The following is a 21,056-nucleotide window of genomic DNA, read 5'->3' as shown; positions in this document are numbered from 1 at the left end:
AATGTGGCTTCGTTAGCATGCTACAATCAAACTTGTTGATATCGATAACCTATTGCAAGTGGAGAGCAAAGTGTTGAAGTCAAGTTTATTTTCTGGGCTGTTAGCGAAAAAGATAACAAAAGAAAATCCTGATTTTGGAAAGGTTATAAATTATCGTAAAATACTGACGCGTAGTGCTTATCTTAAAAAGCACCCTACAGTGCAAACTGAAGATGGAATTGCATGTTGTGATTGTGGTGAGTTAGACATTAAAGAGTGGGGCTTGCTCAAACGTGATGATATAAAGCGTGTCCATAGTTGCAATTTTTGTGGTCAGCTGTTGTTTCGCACGATTGATAGAATGCCAGCAAATGATGATGACGAGTTGGCTGAACTTCAGTAAAATACTGTATTAATTAGCTGATTTTTATATATATGTCCTTATTTTCTAGAGTGTTTTTTTGTGCGGTGATTGCAGCATTTTTAGTCGCACTGGTACTACCTTTTTTTATTCCACCTAAAAAATACCCTTTAATAACTGAAAAAACTGCTAAGTCGGTTAAAGTTATTGATCTTGCTGTTCCTCAAATTAATCTTGCTATAGCTAATCCAGATCCGCCTCAAGATTTTTCTTCTATTGCCAATGTAAAGGAAAAAAAGATCGCGTTTTTTAGCTATTTTTTGCCTTTAGTTGAAGCGCACAATGAATGGATCTCAGAAAATAGAAAGTTTATAACTGCGTATTTGAAAATGAAAGAGCTGGGCCAACCGATTGACAAAAAAGCGGGACAGCATGTTAAGTATCTATTCAAGCGTTACAAAATAAATATTAGAGGTAAAGCACGAAAAGCAGATTTTCAGTTACTACTTAAACGAATGGATATTTTACCTGTTAACCTTGTTTTAATACAGGCTGCTAATGAATCGGGTTGGGGTTCTTCACGTTTCGCTAAACAAGGGCAGAACTATTTTGGCCAATGGTGTTACAAGCCCGGCTGTGGTTTAGTGCCGATAAACCGAGTTGAAGGTTTGACGCATGAAGTCGCTAAGTATGACAATCCGTATCAAGCACTGAGTAACTATTTTAGAAACGTAAATACGAATGCAGCTTACCGGGTGCTGCGCGATATGCGAGCTAATTACCGCCGCTTAGATATGAAGCCGACCGCTGAAATATTAGCGACCGGTTTAATGAGTTATTCAGAGCGCGGAGCCGATTACGTGCAGGATATACTGTCTATGCTCAGAACAAATAAAACAGCATTAGCCGCTGCTCGGCAGCGGCTAGAATTATCGGGTTTTGCGGACAACGAGACCCTTTAAATAAAAACCCTCTGGGTAGTGCAATTGCACTGGGTGATCCTTTGCTTGTGTCAATTTTTCAATGACTTGCGCTTCAACTTTTGCATCTAACGCAGCATCAGCAACGACTTTTTGAAATAACTCAGCATCAATTAGGCCAGAGCAGGAAAAAGTTAAAAGTATTCCGCCGGGCTTTAATAATTGCAGCGCCAGCATATTGATATCTTTGTAACCACGACATGCTTTAACCACTTGCCCTTTGTTTTCTGCAAACTTTGGCGGATCCAGTATGATCACGTCAAATTGTTGCTGATTTTCTTTATATTGACGCAGTTGTTTAAAGACATCTGCATTTAGATTGGTATAGCGTTGCTGATCGATCGTATTTTTCTGATAGATAAGATCTGCTGTATCTAATGCTAGCTGCGATACATCTAAGTTAGTTAAATGCAAAGCTCCGGCTTGCAAAGCATGTAAACCAAAAGTGCCTGTATAACTGAAACAATTGAGAACACTTTTACCTTTCACATAGCTAGATGCAATCAGTCTATTGTCTCTTTGGTCGAGATAAAAGCCGGTTTTATGGCCTTTTTCAATATCAACTAATATTTTTTGTCCAGCTTCATCTATCCATATCTGACTTGAAGCAGGCTCCGTTAACCAACCGGTTGTTGGTTTTAACCCTTCTTTTTTGCGAACTTCAACATCCGAGCGTTCATACACAGGGCTATTCGGTAATATTGTTTTCAATGCCTGTAATATAAGCTGCTTGTGGCGCTCTACACCTGCTGCTAAAAACTGCGCAACTAAAACATCCTTATACAAGTCAATGGTTAAACCAGGTAAACCATCTGACTCGCCGGCAATTAAACGAAAAGCACTTGAGTTATTAATCAGTGACTGGCGCGCCTGCAAAGCATCTGACAGCTTTTTTTGAAAAAAGTGAAGGTCAATGGACTCACTTTGCTCAAAAGTCCATACGCGTGCTCTAATTTGAGATTTAGGCGAATATGCTGCTCTGGCTAACCAGACACCTTTTGCAGAAAATACGTCAACAGTATCGCCTAAGTTTGGCGTTCCGCTGACCTGTTTAATGGCGCGAGAAAATATCCACGGGTGTTTACGCAGCAAAGATTTTTCTCGGCCAGCTTCTAAAGTGATATATGCTTGGTTCAAGTGATTGGCCTTATTTTACACGCATACCGGGTTGTGCACCGTCTTCTGGGTTTAAGATCCAAAGGTCTTTGCCGCCCGGACCTGCTGCTAGAATCATGCCTTCAGACAAACCAAAACGCATCTTTCTAGGTTTTAAGTTAGCAACAATAACGGTCAATTTACCCACTAGGTCCTCGGGTTGATAGGCTGATTTAATACCCGCAAAAACTTGTTTCTCAATGCCACCTATATCTACCTTTATCTGTAATAACTTATCCGCTCCTTCAACGTGATCCGCGGAAATAATTTTAGCAATACGTAAATCGAGTTTGGCAAAATCGGCAAACTCGATTTCATCTGCGATAGGCTCTAGCTGATTTTTATGGCTATCGTTATGGCTATCGTTATCGTTTTGCACTTTCTTAGGTTGCTGTTTCTTAATATCTTCTTTTGACGCTTCAACCATTTTATCAATCTTTTTAATATCCAATCGTTGGAGCAATGGTTTAAATGGTTTGATTTCATGCTCAGTCAGTAAGTGGGTGTGGCCTGCCCAATTCAAATCGTCGAGTAAAAACTCTGATACTTTATTGGCTAGCTGAGGCAATACCGGTTTTAGATATATGGTCAATATACGGAATAAATTTAGTGCTAATGAGCAAACCTGATGAGCTCGCTGCATGGTATCTGGATTTTTCACCTGAACCCAGGGCGCTTCATCGGCTATAAACTGGTTTGCTTTGTCTGCCAGTGCCATTATTTCACGAATTGCTTTACCAAACTCTCGCTGTTCGTAGAGTGCAGCAATCTGCTCTCCGGCTTGACAGAAACTTTGTGCTAAATCTTCATCCAATATCTCTTTGCTGAGTTTTCCATCGAATAGCTTAGTGATAAAACCCGCAGAGCGACTGGCTATATTTACGTACTTTCCAACCAAGTCTGAATTGACTCGCTGTGCAAAATCTTTGAGATTTAGATCTAAATCATCAACTCGGCTGGTAAGTTTAGCAGCAAAATAATAACGTAAATATTCTGCATCCAAGTGCTGCAAGTAAGTGCTGGCTTTGATAAAGGTGCCTTTAGACTTACTCATTTTTGTGCCATCTACGGTCAAGAAACCATGTGCGTATACACCTGTTGGTTTTTTATATCCAGCACCTTCCAACATGGCTGGCCAAAATAGACCATGAAAATTAATAATGTCTTTGCCGATAAAATGATGGATCTCGGCAGTTGAGTTTTCTGACCAGTAGCTTTCAAAATCAATGCCTTTTTGTTCACAGAGGTTTTTAAAACTGCTCATGTAGCCAATCGGGGCATCGAGCCACACATAAAAATATTTATCTGTGGTGCCTGGAATATTAAAACCAAAGTAAGGCGCATCACGGCTGATATCCCAAGCTCGCAAACCATCAGCAAACCATTCGCTCAACTTGTTTGCGACTTGCTCTTGTAAAGTGCCAGATTTTAACCAATGGGTTAACATATCCTGAAATTTTTCAATTTCAAAAAAGTAATGCTCACTTTCTTTGAGTATTGGTGTTGCGTCAGAAACGGTTGATTTCGCATTTTTCAATTCAGTGGGTGCATAAGTAGAGCCACAAGACTCACAATTGTCACCGTATTGGTCGGCTGCACCACACTTAGGGCATTCGCCTTTGACATATCTGTCTGGCAAGAACATGTTCTTTTTCGGATCGTACAACTGCTCAATTGTGCGTTTAGATATGTAGCCGCCTGCATCTAACTTATTGTACATGGTTTCTGCAAGTTGCTTATTTTCATCAGAATGTGTCGAATGGTAATTGTCAAAATTTATTAAAAAGTTTGCACAATCTTGTTTGTGTTCGGCTCGAATTTGTTCAACCATTGCTTCAGGTTTGATACCCAGCTCGTCAGCCTTTAACATAACAGGCGTACCATGTGCATCTGATGCACAGACAAAATAGGTTTCATGCCCTCGTGATTTTTGAAAACGAACCCATATATCGGTTTGTATGTGTTCTAATAGGTGGCCTAAATGTAGAGAGCCATTTGCGTATGGCAACGCGCACGTTACGAGTATTTTTCTGGTATCAGTCATTTTTATCAGAAACTTATATTTGCAGTTGAAAAAATTGAGGTGAATACTACTGAAATTAGCGGTTAATTTCATCTGCTTAAATCATTTAAAGAGTGAAATATTGTGTTTAAAAATCTTTTCGGACAAAAATCTGATGTATCCGGTAAGCATCAATCAAAACCTCAAGCAAAAATGAATGTGCAATATTCTGATGTGTTAGCAAAATTTTGTGCTCAGTATGATGTCCCAAATTTAACTGAATTAGTGAAAATTGAAGATGAGCAAGTACGTTTGCCGTTTAAACTAGAACTACTTGAGGACGAGTTAAAAAGTATTAATCACAATCTCAGCATTCAGTATGATTACGCTTTAGCAACGTTAAATCGCACACATCAAAACCCCCGCGCTCAAATTAAACATATTATTGCGGTTGCGTCAGGTAAGGGCGGGGTTGGCAAATCAACGGTTTCGGTGAACTTGGCTCGTGCGTTAAAGCAGTTAGGCGCTGATGTCGGTGTGCTTGATGCGGATATATATGGTCCTTCTATCCCGCTGATGTTAGGGTTGGCAGGTCAACAGCCAGAAGCAATTGATGATAAGTGGATGAAACCCTTGGTTTCCAAAGAAGGGATTAAAACAATTTCAATTGGTTACTTGGTTGACCCCAAAAAAGCCGCTATTTGGCGTGGACCTATGGCAAGTAAAGCCTTAACACAGCTCTTTAACGAAACTGTATGGGGTGAGCTTGATTATTTAATTATTGATTTGCCGCCTGGCACTGGCGATATTCAGTTAACCTTGATGCAAAGTATGCCACTTAGTACTTCAATTGTAGTGACTACACCACAAAATATCGCGTTGGCTGATGCTGAAAAAGCGTTGGCGATGTTTAATGAGTTAAAAATTCCGGTAGCCGGTATTGTTGAGAATATGAGTGTACATACCTGTTCACAATGTGGGCATCAAGAAGCTATTTTTGGAGAAAAAGGCGGGCAAAGTCTTGCTGTTGGACATCACACTAAATTGTTAGCGAGCCTGCCGCTTGATATAAAAATTCGGGAAACTATGGATAAAGGAGACGGTTCAGGGTTTAATAGCGCGGATCTTTTTGCTGGTTATCGTAATATTGCGATAAAATTGGCGACCAGTTTGTATTTACAGGCGAGAAATAACCCCGCACAACAATCTATACCTGTAACACAGGTAGATTAAACTAACATTAGGCTAAAAAATGCGTTTATGTGATAAAGATATAATGGCTTTGATGGAAGCTGAAAAAATAGTAATCGAACCTAAACCCAGTGAAGATATGATCAGTGGTGTTAGTGTTGATATTCGACTTGGTAATAAGTTTAGAGTTTTTCAGGATCATGCAGCGCCATATATTGATCTAAGTGGGCCTAGAGAAGAAGTCAACAAAGCCTTAAACTCAATTATGTCTGACGAAATTGAAATTGCAGAAGGTGAAGCATTCTTTTTACACCCTGGTGAATTAGCGCTTTCGATGACACATGAATCGGTTACTTTGCCGGATGATATTGTAGGCTGGTTAGATGGACGCTCATCGCTAGCCAGATTAGGTTTGATGGTGCATGTTACTGCCCATAGAATTGATCCCGGCTGGTCTGGTCAGATTGTGTTGGAGTTTTTTAATAGCGGAAAATTACCTTTGGCGCTTCGTCCACAAATGAAAATCGGTGCGCTGAATTTTGAAACTATGAGTGGAAGTGCTTTAAAGCCTTACAATAAACGTTTGGATGCTAAATATCGTGACCAAGCAGGCGCAGTCGCTAGCCGTATTAGCGAAGATGATAAAACCTAAACGATTGCGCTGATTAGTTCACTGAGTTTGCTTTTAAGTTTTGTTTCATCATGCCGATACTGCACATCTTTATCTGATAACTCAGCCATTAAGTGTCGACAGCCTGCGATATTTAATGGCTCTGAGTGTAAACCAGATAAAACACCGCTAATTTTTAAATCAGGACAGGTGTTTAGCAGCCACGCTAACCGTTGAGGCAAGGTGGATTTAGCGCAGGCACCATGTTCAACACCGAGATTATCAATAAAAATGACTTTTGCGTCAGAACTGACAATAGCACGATAAATATCGTCCACTAAAAGGGCTGGCATTACACTGGTCAAAAAGCTGCCGGGTCCTAATAAAATAACGTTCGCATTATTTATCGCTCTTAGGGCTCTAGCCGGTGCGGTTACCTCTGACGTTAAATGCATGCGGTCTGGCATGTTTGGCAGACTATCAATTGCAACTTCACCGTGCGTGACAATAGAGCCACTATAGGCGATTAAATCGCTCGGTTGTTCGGTCATAGGGTACAGCCTGCTCTCAATCTTGAGCAGTCTGCGGACTATTTCCATAATCTCGACTGGTTTTACTTTTAGTTGTTCTAATGCGAAAAAAATCAAGTTGCCTAGACAGTGCTGGTCGAGTTCGCCATTTTTGAAACGATAGTTTAATAAATCTGAACCGAGTTGGCTTTGTGCAAGATGAGTAATACAGTTTCGTAAATCTCCCCATGCAATTGTTGCATTTTCGGCCCGTAATTTTCCGGTTGAACCACCATTATCAGTGGTTGCTACAATGCCAGTTAAATTAGAACCGAGTTCAGCAAAAGTATTTAACACTTTTCCAAGCCCATGTCCGCCGCCTATCGCGACAATATTTACATATTTTAACTGCATTTTATTTGGCGCTGTATTCAGTTGAATCGGGCTCACATTTTGCGGTCTTTAAAAACAAAATCAAGTCGAACATTTGTAATTATTGCATTCGTCGTCTTAAATGAGTTCATATGTCAGTTTAATTTACTTTTTATTTACATCTGACTGGCTAATTGTATATAAATGGGTTATTTTTAACTGGTCTAATGAGTTGTTTTTGACTGCAACATGAAATAAGCAGAGGAAAAGAATGGTCCAGAGTAAAATCGGAATTGCGGCGATAATCGTCTCTTTATTGAGCGCCTGTGATAGTGAAACACTGAATGAACGAAAAGAACAAAACCAAGAAAATCAATTAACAGCCAGTACTCGAGTTACTTTTGATCCTGCTAATTCTGTTTTGTCCGTGCCCAACGATATACTATTCAGTGAAACGGAAGACGGTACGCTTAATTTACCCGTAGTCGATGCGGCTAATTTCTCAGACCCAACAGTCGCTTTATCCGCACTTGACGGCTGGTCGTTTCAACAGCCATTCGTAATTGATTTTACAGTTACCAGCGAAGCCGGTGGGTTAGATGCTCAATCAGCGCAAACCCCTAACGCGATACGCATTTTTAAAGCAATCATGGGAGGGAGCTCTGATGTTAACCATCCGGAATGCGCAGAGAAAACTAGGGGGACTGCCTGTAAAATTATTGAAGAGTTAACATTTGGACCTATTGGAGATTTTGTCACTCAGCTCGCTTCAGATTCTTCGGTTGCTGTTATTCCTATGCGTCCATTTGAAGCTGGTGTTACATACCTTGTGATGGTATCCGATATTTTACAGGATGGTTTAGGGCGCTCGGTTGAGCCCTCTGCTAGTTATTTAACATTGCGGCAGGATGTGAAAACAGCACCGTTGGCAACCGACTCTCAATTAGCGTTGCAAGCCACGATTAACTCCTATGAGCAAGTATTGTCTGATTTTGGCGTAGCACAATCTGATATTATATTTAGTTCTGCCATGACAGTGCAATCAAAGGCGACTTTGCCTTTGATGAAGCAATTGTTGGTGAAAAATCCAGCGCAGTTACCGCAAATGACACCCCCTGTTGCAACTGGGTTAGATGTGAAAACAGCGTTACAACCCTCGTCTGATTCTTGTCAAAACATATTGGAAAAAATACAGTCAGGCACTGCAAGTACTGCTGAACAGGGGATTGTAGGCTTTTGTGCTGCGCAATTATATCAATCATCAATAGATTTGCCTTATTACAGTGGGATCGCCAGTGCAGACAAGCCAACAGGTGCAACCGGTGACGGAGCCTGGTGGCAGGCAATGTGTGATAGTGGCGCGACGTTGCAAGGTGTAATTACTGCGGGTGTGACTCTACCGGCTGAGCCTCAATCAGAATCTGATGCTATGTGTATGTCCTTTGGGTTACGTGATTTACCCGATTTACAATTGGATACTGAAAGAAACATTACACAATACAATCCAGTTCCCAAAATTAGGGGAATTGAAAACGTTAATGTGCAAATAACCGTACCGGATCCGGTTATTGCCACAGCGCTCAAACAAGAAACGGTTGAAATGCCCGAAAATGGTTGGCCTGTCGTAATTATGCAGCACGGTATCGGCAATAAAAAGGAAGGAATGTTACCTGTGACTGCTGCACTAAGTTTGGCTGGGTTTGCAACTGTTTCAATTGATATGGTGTTACATGGTCAACGAGGGTTTGACGTAACGGGCGATGGAGAGGTGGATGTTGTCGCTGATGAAAATAGTGTAACGGCATATATGAATTTACAAAATATTCGGGCTATCCGCGATAACTTAAGACAAAGTGTTGTTGATTTATTAAGATTGAGACTGGCAGTTGCCACATTAGGCCAAACCGAATTTAATAACCAAAAAGTAGACAATAGCCGAGTGTATTTCTTAGGGCATTCATTAGGAGGTTTGGTCGGCACCGCGTTTACTGCGCTGACGAATACTTCATTAGCTGCTCAGGTTGATCCTTTGTTTAAAGTACAGGCCGCTGTTTTAGCGAATACTTCGGGGGGTATTGGCAGCTTTTTACTTGAATCTGGTTCATTTGGCAAATTTATCAAAGGTAGTGTTTTATTATCCAATTATAGCGATTTTATAACTTATTTAACTCAAGTGCCTTTAAACCCAGCTACTGTTTTAGCCGATCAAGTCGAATATGCACAACAACGCGAGAGTTACTTAGCACAAGCCGGATTAGATAATGAAGCTTTATCCTTGTTCGCAATCGCAGAAGGCTATTTTTTATTTTTAGCACAACAGGGTGTTGATGTTTTAGCATTGGGCGCTGAACAACATAATCAATATCTTGATGTTTATTTGGCGACTTTACAAACTGATCAGCTAAATGCGGTAAATGATTTGATTAATGGTTACGCATTTGCGGCACAAGCTGCAGTAGATGCGGGTGATCCAAATCGTTACACTGAGTCATATACGGCAACGCAAACGCCTACATTGATAACTGAAATATGGGGGGATGGCACGCCCGCAACTTGGGATCAGGTTATACCGCCAGTATCATCGTTGTCACCTATGTCGGGCACTGAAAACCTTGCTCGTTTATTAGGCATACCTAAAGTGTCTGAGTCGGTGTCAGGAGATCAAGCCCAATCTGCATTAATTCGCTTTAATACGGGTAATCATATATCTCTGGTATCACCCGCTGCCAGCGCCGAAGTCACACAAGAAATGCAAAATTTAATCGCAACTTACCTAGCGACCAATGCGCAGGTCGTGAAAATAACGGATAGTGAGGTTATTGCGAATTAGTGATTAAAAAGCCATCTCTTTTTCAAGAGATGGCTATTCTTTTGTGGGTATTGAAAAGGGCTATTATTCGATCTTAATCAGTCGTTACTTTCTGCGCCATTGCGTGCCATTTGCACCGTCTTCTAACACAATTCCCATTGCATTTAGTTTGTCGCGTGCTTCATCAGCTAATGCCCAGTTTTTATCTAAACGTGCTTGTTTACGCTGTGCAATTAACGCTTCTATTTCTGCTACTTCGTCTGTTTGGTCGCCTTGCAGGAAGTTTTCCGGCGATTGTTGAAGAATACCTAACAAGTCAGCTAGTGATAGTAATGTGTTTGCTGTTAACTGAGCTTGTGCTGGCGCGCTATTTTTTTGCTGGTTAATTTCTTTCGCCAAATCAAACAGTACAGACAACGCGACAGGGGTATTAAAATCATCATCCATGGCTGCACAGAATGCTTGCACGCGCGCATCTGATTTATCTAATTGGACTTTTTTGCTATTTAAACCGCGTAGTGCGGTATACAGTCTTTCCAAAGCAGCATGTGCCTGATCTAAGTTTTCTTTCGAGTAGTTAAGTTGGCTGCGGTAGTGACCGGACAATAAAAAGTATCGCACGGTTTCTGCACTATATTCGTTTAACACTTCACGAATGGTGAAAAAGTTATTTAAAGATTTACTCATTTTTACTTGATCAACTTGCACCATACCGGTATGCATCCAATAATTTACATACGGTGTTTCTAGTGCACAGCAAGATTGGGCAATCTCATTTTCATGATGCGGAAAAGTTAAATCAGAACCCCCACCGTGAATATCAAAATGTTTACCGAGCAATTTACTGTTCATCGCAGAACATTCTATATGCCAGCCTGGTCGACCCGCTCCCCATGGTGATTGCCAGCTAGGTTCATTCTCTTTCGCCATTTTCCAAAGAACAAAATCCAACGGGTTTTGTTTGTTATCGTCTAAATCTACTCGGGCACCCGCTTGTAGTTGAGATAGGTCTTGTTTGCTCAATTGCCCGTATTGTTGATAGCTGTCTACGTTAAACATCACATCACCATTTTTTGCGATGTAGGCGTGTTCTTTTTCAATTAGTGTGGCAACCATGTCTATGACATCCTGCATATGGTTGGTGACGCGAGGTTCTGCGTCTGGGCGCAGTAGATTGAGCGCATCAAAATCTTGATACATGCCGGCAATCGTTTGTTCAGTTAAAGCGTCGCAACTAATGTGTTGTTCGACTGCGCGTTTAATTATTTTATCGTCTACATCGGTAATATTACGCACATAATTGACTTGGTAACCACTAAATCTCAGGTAGCGAACCATGTTATCAAAGGCTAAATAAGTTCTGGCATGCCCAATATGGCACAAATCATAAACGGTTACACCACAGACATATAATCCAACTTTGCCATCCTCTATCGGCTTAAACTGTTCTTTTTGTCGGGTTAAAGTATTGTATATCTGCAACATAGTTTATTGATTTTCCGTGTTATGAATTAGGTTAAGAGGTTAAGTCGAGTATTCTAACATTCGTAAAACAGAATAGTTAAACAATTTTCAGTGTGGTAAATCGAAGCGCGGTTAATTAGAATACGCTTTTAATTGTGCAATTTAAATAAACGGAAAACCGATATGATTACTTTTACCACTAATTTTGGTGACATTAAAATTCAGTTATTTGCTGACAAAGCACCAGAGACGGCGGCAAACTTTTTGCAATACGCTAGAGAAGGTTTTTATAACAATACAATCTTCCACCGCGTGATAGATGGTTTTATGATCCAAGGCGGTGGTATGGAATCGGGTATGCAAGAAAAGCCTACCAAAGCACCGATTAAGAATGAAGCAAATAATGGTATCAGCAATAAAGTTGGTACACTAGCGATGGCAAGAACCATGGACCCGCATTCAGCTTCTTCTCAATTTTTCATTAATGTTGCCAACAATACATTTTTAGACTTTCGTGCTGAAAGCATGGATGGGTGGGGATATTGTGTTTTTGGTGAAGTGGTTGAAGGCATGGACGTTGTAGAAAAAATTAAAAATGTTAAAACTGGCAATCATGGTATGCATCAAGACGTGCCAGTAGAAGAAGTGATTATTACGGAAACTAAAGTAGAAGAAAAAGTAGAAGAATAAACATACCTTTTAATACTTCCTTAAAACGCCTGTTTAATGCGCTTAAACAGGCTCGCTGGAAACCGCATGTCAGTATATTTTATTTCAGATTTACATCTTAGCCAGGAAAGGCCTGATATGACTGGTGCATTTTTGCGTTTTTGCCGCAACTTACCCGCAGACTCGAAAGCTTTATATATATTGGGCGATTTTTTGGAGTATTGGGTTGGGGATGATGAAGATGCTGCTTGGCTAGAACCCATTAAGCATGCGTTATTGCGCATTTCACAAGATATTTGCCCAGTGTTTTTTATGCATGGTAACCGAGATTTTTTGATCGGCAAAAAATTTGCTCGTGAAACCGGTATGCAGTTGTTACCAGAGCCTAGTTTAATTGATTTATATGGTCAGCGCGTTTTAATTTTGCATGGTGATAGTTTATGCACACAAGACGTCAGTTATCAAAAGTATCGCAAAGTTGTTAGAAACAAAATAATTCAGTTTTTGTTTTTGTTATTGCCGCTAAAAACCAGGCATAAAATATTTGGTGCCGGCCGAGAAAAAAGCAAACAAAAACAAAAGTGTATTAGTAATATGCAAATTTTGGATGTGACACCTCAGGCTGTTAGTGAGCTGATGGATAATTACCAAACTGATTTATTGATACATGGTCACACCCATCGTCCGGCCATTCACCAAAATGCGCGCAATGCTTGCCGTGGAACACGAATTGTTTTAGGGGATTGGTATACACAAGGCAGTATTTTAGAGGTTTCAGAAGATGGCTACATGCTGACAAGTATGCCACTTTAAAAACTCGCTGGATTTGAATTAAGCTGTGTTATAATCCGCGACCTGAAAAACGCACGTCAATTAAGTAACTTCCGGAGAAACTCGCATGATCCCAGTGGTAGCCCTAGTCGGTCGACCTAACGTAGGTAAATCTACATTATTTAACCGATTCACGCATACACGTGATGCTTTGGTCGCAAACTTTCCCGGTTTAACTAGAGATCGTCAATACGGACAAGCTGAATACGGCCGTTTTCAATTTATCGTTATCGACACAGGTGGTATTACAGGTGATGAGCAAGGCATCGATGCTCATATGGCTGCGCAATCGTTAACCGCTATTGATGAAGCGGATGTCGTGATGTTTATGGTAGATGCGCGTGCAGGTGTAACTGCAGCAGATCAGATGTTAGCCGACCATTTGAGAAAATTACAAAAAACAGTCTATTTGGTTGCCAATAAAACCGATGGTATTGATGCAGATTCAGCCGTTGCTGAATTTTATAGTCTGGCGCTTGGCCCTGTTTATCAAATTGCCGCGGCGCACGGGCGCGGTGTATCTTCATTACTAGAAAAAACCTTTGAACCGATTTTAGAAAACTTTCCTGATGCATTATTGGTGGAAGAAGATGACGAAGAATCTGATGAAAGTGGCTTTGTTGAAAAAGGTTTAGAGAAGAGTAAAGATGATGATAGTGAAGAGCCGGCCAGTGAGCTTGAAGCTTTAGATCCTGAAGGGAAAAAAATTAAACTGGCGATAGTCGGCAAGCCTAATGTCGGTAAATCGACGTTAACCAACCGAATCTTAGGTGAAGAGCGTGTGATTGTTTATGACATGCCTGGCACGACGCGAGATAGTATTTACATACCGATGGAGCGAGATGATCAGGAATATGTCTTGATTGATACCGCAGGGGTGCGCCGACGTAAAAAAGTTCATGAAACAATCGAAAAATTTTCAGTTATTAAAACACTGAAAGCAATAGAAGATGCTAACGTTGTTTTATTATTGATTGATGCGCGAGAAGGATTGAGTGAACAAGATTTAAGTTTATTAGGTTTTACGTTGAATGCAGGTCGTTCAATTGTATTAGCCGTGAACAAGTGGGATGGGTTAGACCAGGATGTCAAAGAGCGTATTAAATCTGAAATTGATCGCCGTTTAGGGTTTATTGATTTTGCCCGTATGCATTTTATATCTGCATTGCATGGCACCGGAGTTGGTCATTTATTTGAATCAGTACAGGAAGCGTACGCGTCCGCGACGAAAGATCTGTCTACAGCCATGCTTACGCGCATCATGGAATCTGCTCAGTTTGAGCATCAGCCTCCTTTGGTTAAAGGCCGCAGAGTTAAATTGAAGTACGCGCATGCAGGTGGTCATAACCCACCAATCATTGTCGTGCATGGGAATCAGGTGAATGATTTACCGGATGCCTATAAGAGATATCTTATTAACTACTATCGCAAATCATTAGATATGATGGGCACGCCGATTAAAGTCGAATTCCGTGAAGGGAGCAACCCATTTGCTGGTCGTAAAAATAAGCTTACTTTAAGCCAGGTAAGAAATCGTCGTCGAATGATGAAGTATTACAAAAAGTAGGCTAGATTTAAATGTGACAGTTATGTGACATTGTTGGGTGGGTGTCATTTTTACAGAATGTGATAAATCCTATTGTTTCAAGGACTAAGATAGGCCAAAAAGAACACCCAATGACATATTTATTGCAAATTTGTCGCATTCTTTGTCTTGGTTTCATAAAAATGTCAAATAACTAAAAGATAATCAAACTAAGTAGACAGCAATATGAGATGAAAAATATGTCAAGCCGAATTCTTGTTGTAGAAGATGAAATGCCAATTCGAGACATGTTGGTTTTTGCATTAGAACAAAAAGGTTATTACACATTGGAAGCGGAAACCTATGGGGAAGCTTTAGACAAAATTACTGAACCTTATCCTGATTTAATCTTATTGGATTGGATGTTACCGGGTGGAAGTGGTATTCAGTTAGCGAAGCGATTGAAACAAAGTGAGTTTACCCGTGATATTCCCATTATAATGCTGACAGCACGTGGGGAAGAAGAAGACAAAATTCGTGGATTAGAAGTTGGTGCAGACGATTATATGACCAAACCGTTTTCACCTAAAGAGTTATTAGCCCGTATCCGGGCGGTAATGCGCCGTGCAGCACCGACCAGTGTTGAAGAAATGATTCAAGTGCAAGGGTTAAAACTCGATCCGGTTTCACACCGTGTAACGGCAAATGAAGATGGTTTAGACATGGGACCAACTGAATTCAAATTGTTACACTTTTTTATGTCGCATCCTGAGCGGGTATACAGTAGAGAGCAGTTATTAGACCATGTATGGGGCACTAACGTATATGTTGAAGACAGAACGGTGGATGTTCATATTCGTCGACTACGTAAAGCAATTTCTGCACACGGTCACGATAAAATGATCCAGACCGTACGTGGTGCAGGTTATCGATTCTCAGCGAAAGTTTAATGAATGCAAGTATCAGAGCAATATTTTAAAGCTATCAGCCGGTTTATCTTGTTTCTGGCTCTAGCCGTAGCCATTGGATATATAACCGGTACGATATTATTTTGTATTATCTTTTTACTGTCTGCTTTAGTGCTCTGGTACACATTTAACTTAATTCGGTTAAGCGATTGGTTAACCAGTAAAAAGAACTTATACCCACCTTCGAGTAACGGCTTATGGTCAGATGTTTTCGACGGTATATACCGATTACAGCGTAAAAATCGACAGCGAAGAAAAGAACTTGGACAAGTCTTAAAGCGTTTTAGAGACGGCGCAGAGGCTTTACCCGATGCTGCTGTTGTTGTTGAGGATACCGGACAAATTATCTGGTGTAATCGATTGGCTCGTAATGTATTTGGTTTACGCTGGCCTGAAGATGGCGGTCTGTTGGTGACTAATTTATTGCGTTATCCAGATTTTATTGAACACTTCAACAAAAATTCTGTATCAAACGATTTTGTTGATGAACCCATCCTTATCCCTTCACCCGTGCATCGTGATAATATTATTGAAGTTCGAATGGTGCCATATGCGCTGGGACAACTCTTAATTTTAGGGCGTGACGTTACACAAACGCAAAGAGTGAATCAGATGCGCAAAGATTTTATCGCAAACGTTTCTCATGAATTGCGCACGCCACTCACTGTATTGCAGGGATATTTGGAAATGATGCAAGATCCGGACATGGCGCAAGCTTTGCCCGGTACAAAAGCGGTTGATATGATGTCAGATCAAACAACTAGAATGTTTAGTTTAGTCAATCAACTATTGTTATTGTCTCGAATTGAAGCGAATCAAGACAATATTTACGAGAACATTATAGATGTACCTCATTTATTGTCTTTGATTGAAAAAGAGGCTGTACAATTAAATGCCGATAGAGGCCATACAATCCGCTTTTATATTGAAAAAGATTTATTCATGCATGGCATTGAAGATGAGTTACGCAGTGCTTTTACTAATCTTGTTAAAAATGCAATTCGATATACGCCGTCCAATGGTGAAATTATTGTAAGTTGGCAATTGGAAAATGAGCAAGCTGTCTTTAAAGTAAGCGACAATGGCGATGGTATCGAGCCTCATCATTTATCTCGTCTGACAGAGCGCTTTTATCGAATCGACAAAGCACGCTCGCGCGCAACGGGTGGGTCTGGTTTAGGTTTATCTATCGTAAAACATGTTCTCGCCCACCACAAAAGCCAGTTGGAAATATCCAGTGAAGTAGGAGAGGGCAGCTGTTTTTGGTTTAGTTTTCCGTCTGAGTTAATTGTCAAAAAGAAGAAACCAGCCCGGCTAAGTGCATAGTCGGGCGCTTTAGGTTGAATGAGAAAAACAATTGAGACAGTTAAAAAAATTTAGAAAATTAAGAAAATTCCAGCTGATAACCTGATTCTGATTGAATATCTTGCTCGACTGTTAAGTCGGCGGCTAACAGTTGTTGCTCTTCAATAAAACCTTCAGGAAAGGTGATTTTTATGAGCTCATCTTCCACTTCCACTTGATAGGCTGGCAAATAACCTTCAATACGGCGTAAATTCAAGACAGATGCTACACGTAGAATTCGAATCAACCGGATCACAGCTTTTGCTTTAAATAAACTGAATTTTGGCAAGTCTGCTGGTTTAAACTTTTTTCTATGGTAGCGTGTCAAAATGGCGACCAAAAGTTGCTCTTCGGTATTAAATCCCGGCATATCTGTATACTGCAGAATATACGCTGAGTGTTTATGATAAGCAGTAGAATGGATGTGCAGGCCAATTTCATGCAGTAGTGCAGCCCAACTTAATAACTGTTGATAATCTTTTTTATTAAATTGCCAAGCTTGTGCAATTTGTTCGAATATAAAATTAGCTGAGCGATGTACGCGTTTGGCTTGCTGGCTATCTATTGAATAACGTGTGGTTAAGCTTTCAACCGTGCGTTCACGAATATCATGATGCTGGAAGCGTTCTTCCATTTCGTATAACACACCTTCGCGTAAAGCGGCATCTTCATAGCGCATCTGTTGAATGTTTAAACTGTCAAATGCAGCGATTAAAACCGCTAAACCGCCCGCCAAAACAGGACGTCTATGTTCACTGACACCTGGAATATTGATATTGTCTATGTGATCAAATGCGATGAGTGTTTGTTTCAGTTTCTCAAGGTGGGTTGCTTTAATTTCGCCGTTGCTCCAGCCATTCTGTACAATCGCTTCACGAATTGCTTTTATCGTGCCAGATGTGCCGTGACATTGTTGCCAGCCTGCGGCTCTAAAATCATCGCTTATTGCTTCTAACTCTTGCTCGGCTGCCAGTACTGCACGTTGAAAAGAACGCTCGGTAATTTTGCCTTTTGGAAAAAACTGTTTGGTAAAACTGACACAGCCCATAGAGCGGGAATTTACTTTTAGTGGCGTAAAATGCTGACCAATAATAAATTCAGTACTCCCCCCACCGATATCCACCACTAAACGGTTATCTGTACCAGATACCGTGTGTGCGATACCTTGATATATCAAACGCGCTTCTTCTCGACCTGGGATAATTTCAATCGGGTAAGGAAAAACTTCTGCTGCTCGGGTTAAAAACTCGTCTGCATTTATGGCCTTGCGCAGCGTATAAGTAGCAACAACCCGGACATTCTGAGGCGGCACGTTTTGTAAAGTCTGCGCCATTTGACTGAGCGTGTTTAATCCGCGTTGCATTGCTTCTTCATCTAAAACCCCCTCTTCAGATAAACCATCCGCTAAACGAACGCGCTGTTTCACCTTGTGAAGTGTTTGTAGTGAGCCATCAATTATGCGAGCAACAATTAAGTGGAAACTATTGGAACCGATATCTAATGCTGCCACTGTGCCATCGGACTCGGTATCGCTGCTCTGATTTGATGTTTGCATTGTGTCTCTCGCTTATAGATTTTCCGTACTAAAGTTTTGCTCAACATTTTTTAAATAGTTATAAGTTTCAATTTGTGAGCGCAATTTTTTACGGTTACCACGGGGAACGTATTTATTTTTTTGTTCAGTATCAATAATACGTGCTTTGGTTGTATCTTTAAATTGTAGTTCGAAGATATCAATAATGCGCTGTTTTAAGCTTGTTTCGTAAATTGGGCAACTGACTTCAATTCGATGCTCAATGTTACGAGTCATCCAATCAGCCGATGAGATAAAGACTTTTTTATCACCGTTATTTTCAAATATCATCACTCTAGGATGCTCTAAGAAACGATCGACTATACTGATTACTTGGATATTTTCACTGATACCTTTTAATCCAGGCACTAACGAGCACATACCTCTAATAATTAAGCGAATTTTTACGCCAGCTTGGCTTGCTTCATATAATTTTTGGATAATAGGCTCGTCAACCAAATTATTGATTTTAACAGAAATGCCACACGGCTTTTGTGCGCGAGCATTACTGATCTCTTGATCAATCATTTGTGTAATCGTGATTCGCGTATTAATCGGTGAAACCATTAGATGATAAAACTTGAAACGTTTATAGCTATGCTCTATGAAATCAAAAACGTTTTCGACTTCGCGGGTTATTTCTTTATGACAAGTAAATAAGCTAAAGTCGGTATAGATTTTTGCCGTTTTTTCATGGAAGTTACCGGTACCTAAATGCGCGTAACGAACGACATCATCACCTTCTCGGCGATGAATTAGGCATAACTTAGAGTGAATTTTTAATGTCGGAATACCAAACTGTACTTTAATTCCAGCATCTGTCATCACACGAGACCATTCAATGTTATTTTCTTCATCGAAACGCGCTTTGAGTTCAACAACCACTGAAACTTTTTTACCGTTTTTAACTGCATCCATTAGTGAATGAATAATACGCGAGTTTTTGGCAACCCGATAAATATTCAGTTTGATATGAGAGACCGCCGGATCAAATGCAGCTTGGCGAACCAGTTCGGTAAAATGGTCAAATTTGTGGTACGGGTAATATAATAAAATATCCTTGTGTCTGATTGCATCAAATGCACTATCGAAACTGGCAAATTGCTGGTTGGTTAAGGCAGGCAACGCGGTGTTTTCTAGATATTTTCGTCCGAAGTTGGGATAGCCAATAAAGTCTTTAAAATTTCGATAACGACCACCGGGCAATAAACCCTCATTCGTATCGGATATTAACAGCTGCTTTTTTAAGAACTTCAACATACCTGAAGGCATATCTCTGTCATAAACCACACGTGTTGGGTCTGAACTAAACCTTTGTTTTAAACTTTCAGACATTTGCTCAACTAAACTTTGGTCTATTTCGTCTTCAATATAATATTCTGCGTCCCGAGTTAACTTAAAGGAATAAGCACAAATGCTATCAAACTCAAAAAAGCCGCGAAAAATAGACTCAAGGTTATGCTGAATAATATCGTCCAAAAGAATCACTTCTTTCTTAACTTTACTCTTTTCCGGTGGCAGTAAAACAAAACGAGAAACTTCGTCTGTCGGAACATCAATAATGGCATATTCGTACTCTTCGCTTTTACTAATTTGAACCGCTAAATAAGTTGTATTATCGTCAATTAACTCGATTAATTTGCGTGTTTTACTGGGTATAATAGGACGAATATGTCGTAAAACTTCTTGTTGGAAGAAATCTGTCAGCCAGTTTTCATGAAACTTTGATAGTTTAGTATGGTCTACAAAAAATATTTTATGTTTTGCTAAGGCTTTTGTCACATCTTTGTAAATCAAGTCAAACTGAGTCTGTAATTCCAACACTTTTTGCTGAATATCGACTAATAATTGCGCGGCATGTGTTTCGCTGCCATGCTCTTTTTCGATGATTGATCGGCGTCTGACATCGGCAACGCGAACTCGAAAAAACTCATCTAAGTTATTAGAAAAAATCCCTAAAAATCTTACTCTCTCGACAACCGGAACGCTCTTGTCTGCTGCTTCTTGCAACACACGTTCATTAAAAGATAGCCAACTTAGCTCTTTCTCAAACAATATTTTTTCTTTAGCCATACTTTTCATATTTTTTATTATTAATACTTGTGGTCAATTAAATATTACTTTTATTGCAATTTAATTGCTAATGACGATTATATTTTGTTTACTCGGCCGATTTTAATGAAATTTCGACGATTAAATCGTTTGCAATCTCTTCCAAAGCTTCCTGAATATCATCTATATCTACAGTTTCTGGAATCTCTAAAGTAGCATCTGCTTTGAACAATAAACTGCCCCAATTAGGTGCACTTTCACAAGTCGAATTGAGTCTCACCAAGTTCACATTGTGTTCAGCTAAGGTTGCAGAGATTTGATTAACAATACCACTTTTATCATTGCCCATAACGCTCAGTTGGGCTCGTCTGGATTGCAGGTTTTGCTCATCTTGCCCTTCAGCGATATGAATCTGTGCTTCATGGTTTAAACGCGCAGCTATTTCATCACTTAGCTGTGTTTTAGCGTCGGTTGGGCAACTAATTTCGACGATACCGGCAAACTGTCCTGACAAACGACAAAAGTTACTGGCCAACCAATTTCCCTGATGTTTTTTAACCACAGCAGAGAGTTTCTCGATTACACCAGGCTTGTCACGCGTGATTAATGAGATAACTAGATTTATTTGCATCTTACACTCCCAGTTTGTTTTGATTGCGGGC

At 40.2% G+C, this 21,056-nt stretch carries 17 protein-coding genes; 10 read left to right on the top strand and 7 right to left on the bottom strand.

What is annotated here, in order from left to right:
- The first annotated feature begins 70 nt into the window (after window positions 1-70).
- Both FNT16_RS00225 and FNT16_RS00220 read left to right on the top strand, forming a co-directional pair.
- Complete coding sequence (locus FNT16_RS00225; protein WP_143869661.1) at window positions 71-382, top strand: hypothetical protein; 312 nt, start codon at window positions 71-73, stop codon at window positions 380-382.
- Between the two features lie 32 nt (window positions 383-414).
- On the top strand, window positions 415-1,302 hold the full coding sequence (locus FNT16_RS00220) for a glucosaminidase domain-containing protein (RefSeq protein ID WP_143869660.1): 888 nt from the start codon (window positions 415-417) through the stop codon (window positions 1,300-1,302).
- Here the strand turns inward: FNT16_RS00220 and FNT16_RS00215 are convergent.
- Together FNT16_RS00215 and metG are read right to left on the bottom strand one after the other, a co-directional pair.
- Window positions 1,270-2,457 carry a class I SAM-dependent rRNA methyltransferase gene (locus FNT16_RS00215; protein WP_143869659.1) on the bottom strand — a complete coding sequence of 396 codons (1,188 nt, stop codon included), beginning with the start codon at window positions 2,455-2,457 and terminating at the stop codon, window positions 1,270-1,272. The genes FNT16_RS00220 and FNT16_RS00215 overlap by 33 nt on opposite strands.
- Window positions 2,458-2,467: 10 nt before the next feature.
- Complete coding sequence (metG, locus tag FNT16_RS00210) at window positions 2,468-4,519, bottom strand: methionine--tRNA ligase (protein ID WP_143869658.1); 2,052 nt, start codon at window positions 4,517-4,519, stop codon at window positions 2,468-2,470.
- A gap of 102 nt (window positions 4,520-4,621) precedes the next feature.
- Here metG and apbC point away from each other — a divergent pair, with 102 nt between their 5' ends.
- Window positions 4,622-5,710: an iron-sulfur cluster carrier protein ApbC gene (apbC, locus tag FNT16_RS00205; protein WP_246072281.1), complete on the top strand. Its 1,089-nt coding sequence runs from the start codon at window positions 4,622-4,624 to the stop codon at window positions 5,708-5,710.
- A 19-nt stretch (window positions 5,711-5,729) separates the two neighbouring features.
- Window positions 5,730-6,320: a dCTP deaminase gene (gene dcd, locus FNT16_RS00200; protein WP_143869657.1), complete on the top strand. Its 591-nt coding sequence runs from the start codon at window positions 5,730-5,732 to the stop codon at window positions 6,318-6,320.
- On the opposite strand, the gene FNT16_RS00195 is transcribed toward dcd, so the two are convergent.
- Window positions 6,317-7,237: a gluconeogenesis factor YvcK family protein gene (locus FNT16_RS00195; RefSeq protein WP_143869656.1), complete on the bottom strand. Its 921-nt coding sequence runs from the start codon at window positions 7,235-7,237 to the stop codon at window positions 6,317-6,319. The two genes, dcd and FNT16_RS00195, sit on opposite strands and share 4 nt — an antisense overlap.
- A 193-nt stretch (window positions 7,238-7,430) precedes the next feature.
- Between FNT16_RS00195 and FNT16_RS00190 the strand changes: the two genes are divergently transcribed.
- On the top strand, window positions 7,431-9,989 hold the full coding sequence (locus tag FNT16_RS00190) for a VolA/Pla-1 family phospholipase (protein WP_143869655.1): 2,559 nt from the start codon (window positions 7,431-7,433) through the stop codon (window positions 9,987-9,989).
- Between the two features lie 84 nt (window positions 9,990-10,073).
- On the opposite strand, the gene cysS is transcribed toward FNT16_RS00190, so the two are convergent.
- Entirely contained in the window at window positions 10,074-11,453 is a 1,380-nt protein-coding gene (gene cysS / locus FNT16_RS00185; protein WP_143869654.1) for a cysteine--tRNA ligase, read from the bottom strand.
- A 162-nt stretch (window positions 11,454-11,615) separates the two neighbouring features.
- Here cysS and FNT16_RS00180 point away from each other — a divergent pair, with 162 nt between their 5' ends.
- The 5 genes from FNT16_RS00180 to phoR all read left to right on the top strand — a co-directional run bounded on the left by FNT16_RS00180 (window position 11,616) and on the right by phoR (window position 16,751).
- Entirely contained in the window at window positions 11,616-12,122 is a 507-nt protein-coding gene (locus FNT16_RS00180) for a peptidylprolyl isomerase (RefSeq protein ID WP_143869653.1), read from the top strand.
- 66 nt (window positions 12,123-12,188) lie between these two features.
- Window positions 12,189-12,914, top strand: coding sequence for a UDP-2,3-diacylglucosamine diphosphatase (locus tag FNT16_RS00175; RefSeq protein ID WP_143869652.1), 726 nt, complete (start codon window positions 12,189-12,191; stop codon window positions 12,912-12,914).
- Between the two features lie 85 nt (window positions 12,915-12,999).
- Entirely contained in the window at window positions 13,000-14,499 is a 1,500-nt protein-coding gene (gene der, locus FNT16_RS00170; protein ID WP_143869651.1) for a ribosome biogenesis GTPase Der, read from the top strand.
- Window positions 14,500-14,717: 218 nt separating this feature from the next.
- Window positions 14,718-15,407 carry a phosphate regulon transcriptional regulator PhoB gene (gene phoB, locus FNT16_RS00165; RefSeq protein WP_143872819.1) on the top strand — a complete coding sequence of 230 codons (690 nt, stop codon included), beginning with the start codon at window positions 14,718-14,720 and terminating at the stop codon, window positions 15,405-15,407.
- Between the two features lie 3 nt (window positions 15,408-15,410).
- Window positions 15,411-16,751, top strand: a complete 1,341-nt coding sequence (gene phoR, locus FNT16_RS00160; RefSeq protein ID WP_143869650.1) for a phosphate regulon sensor histidine kinase PhoR — start codon at window positions 15,411-15,413, stop codon at window positions 16,749-16,751.
- A gap of 58 nt (window positions 16,752-16,809) precedes the next feature.
- On the opposite strand, the gene ppx is transcribed toward phoR, so the two are convergent.
- The 3 genes from ppx to FNT16_RS00145 form a co-directional block, all read right to left on the bottom strand.
- A complete protein-coding gene (gene ppx / locus FNT16_RS00155; RefSeq protein ID WP_143869649.1) occupies window positions 16,810-18,324 on the bottom strand; it encodes an exopolyphosphatase in 1,515 nt (504 codons plus the stop codon).
- Window positions 18,325-18,336: 12 nt separating this feature from the next.
- Window positions 18,337-20,415 carry a polyphosphate kinase 1 gene (ppk1, locus tag FNT16_RS00150; protein ID WP_143869648.1) on the bottom strand — a complete coding sequence of 693 codons (2,079 nt, stop codon included), beginning with the start codon at window positions 20,413-20,415 and terminating at the stop codon, window positions 18,337-18,339.
- An 88-nt stretch (window positions 20,416-20,503) separates the two neighbouring features.
- The gene (locus FNT16_RS00145) at window positions 20,504-21,025 is read right to left on the bottom strand and encodes a glycine cleavage system transcriptional repressor (protein WP_143869647.1); all 522 of its coding nucleotides are present in this window, start codon (window positions 21,023-21,025) and stop codon (window positions 20,504-20,506) included.
- Window positions 21,026-21,056 lie beyond the last annotated feature (31 nt).

The sequence above is a fragment of the Catenovulum sediminis genome (assembly GCF_007289895.1).
GTDB classification, from domain to species: domain Bacteria; phylum Pseudomonadota; class Gammaproteobacteria; order Enterobacterales; family Alteromonadaceae; genus Catenovulum; species Catenovulum sediminis.
This window is presented reverse-complemented; position numbering and strand designations above follow the sequence as displayed.

Coding starts and splice junctions, on each gene's coding strand:
- FNT16_RS00220 (WP_143869660.1), top strand. CDS start 415: ATGTCCTTATTTTCTAGAGTGTTTTTTTGTGCGGTGATTGCAGCATTT.
- metG (WP_143869658.1), bottom strand. CDS start 4,519: ATGACTGATACCAGAAAAATACTCGTAACGTGCGCGTTGCCATACGCA.
- dcd (WP_143869657.1), top strand. CDS start 5,730: ATGCGTTTATGTGATAAAGATATAATGGCTTTGATGGAAGCTGAAAAA.
- FNT16_RS00190 (WP_143869655.1), top strand. CDS start 7,431: ATGGTCCAGAGTAAAATCGGAATTGCGGCGATAATCGTCTCTTTATTG.
- cysS (WP_143869654.1), bottom strand. CDS start 11,453: ATGTTGCAGATATACAATACTTTAACCCGACAAAAAGAACAGTTTAAG.
- FNT16_RS00180 (WP_143869653.1), top strand. CDS start 11,616: ATGATTACTTTTACCACTAATTTTGGTGACATTAAAATTCAGTTATTT.
- FNT16_RS00175 (WP_143869652.1), top strand. CDS start 12,189: ATGTCAGTATATTTTATTTCAGATTTACATCTTAGCCAGGAAAGGCCT.
- der (WP_143869651.1), top strand. CDS start 13,000: ATGATCCCAGTGGTAGCCCTAGTCGGTCGACCTAACGTAGGTAAATCT.
- phoB (WP_143872819.1), top strand. CDS start 14,718: ATGTCAAGCCGAATTCTTGTTGTAGAAGATGAAATGCCAATTCGAGAC.
- phoR (WP_143869650.1), top strand. CDS start 15,411: ATGCAAGTATCAGAGCAATATTTTAAAGCTATCAGCCGGTTTATCTTG.
- ppx (WP_143869649.1), bottom strand. CDS start 18,324: ATGCAAACATCAAATCAGAGCAGCGATACCGAGTCCGATGGCACAGTG.
- ppk1 (WP_143869648.1), bottom strand. CDS start 20,415: ATGGCTAAAGAAAAAATATTGTTTGAGAAAGAGCTAAGTTGGCTATCT.
- FNT16_RS00145 (WP_143869647.1), bottom strand. CDS start 21,025: ATGCAAATAAATCTAGTTATCTCATTAATCACGCGTGACAAGCCTGGT.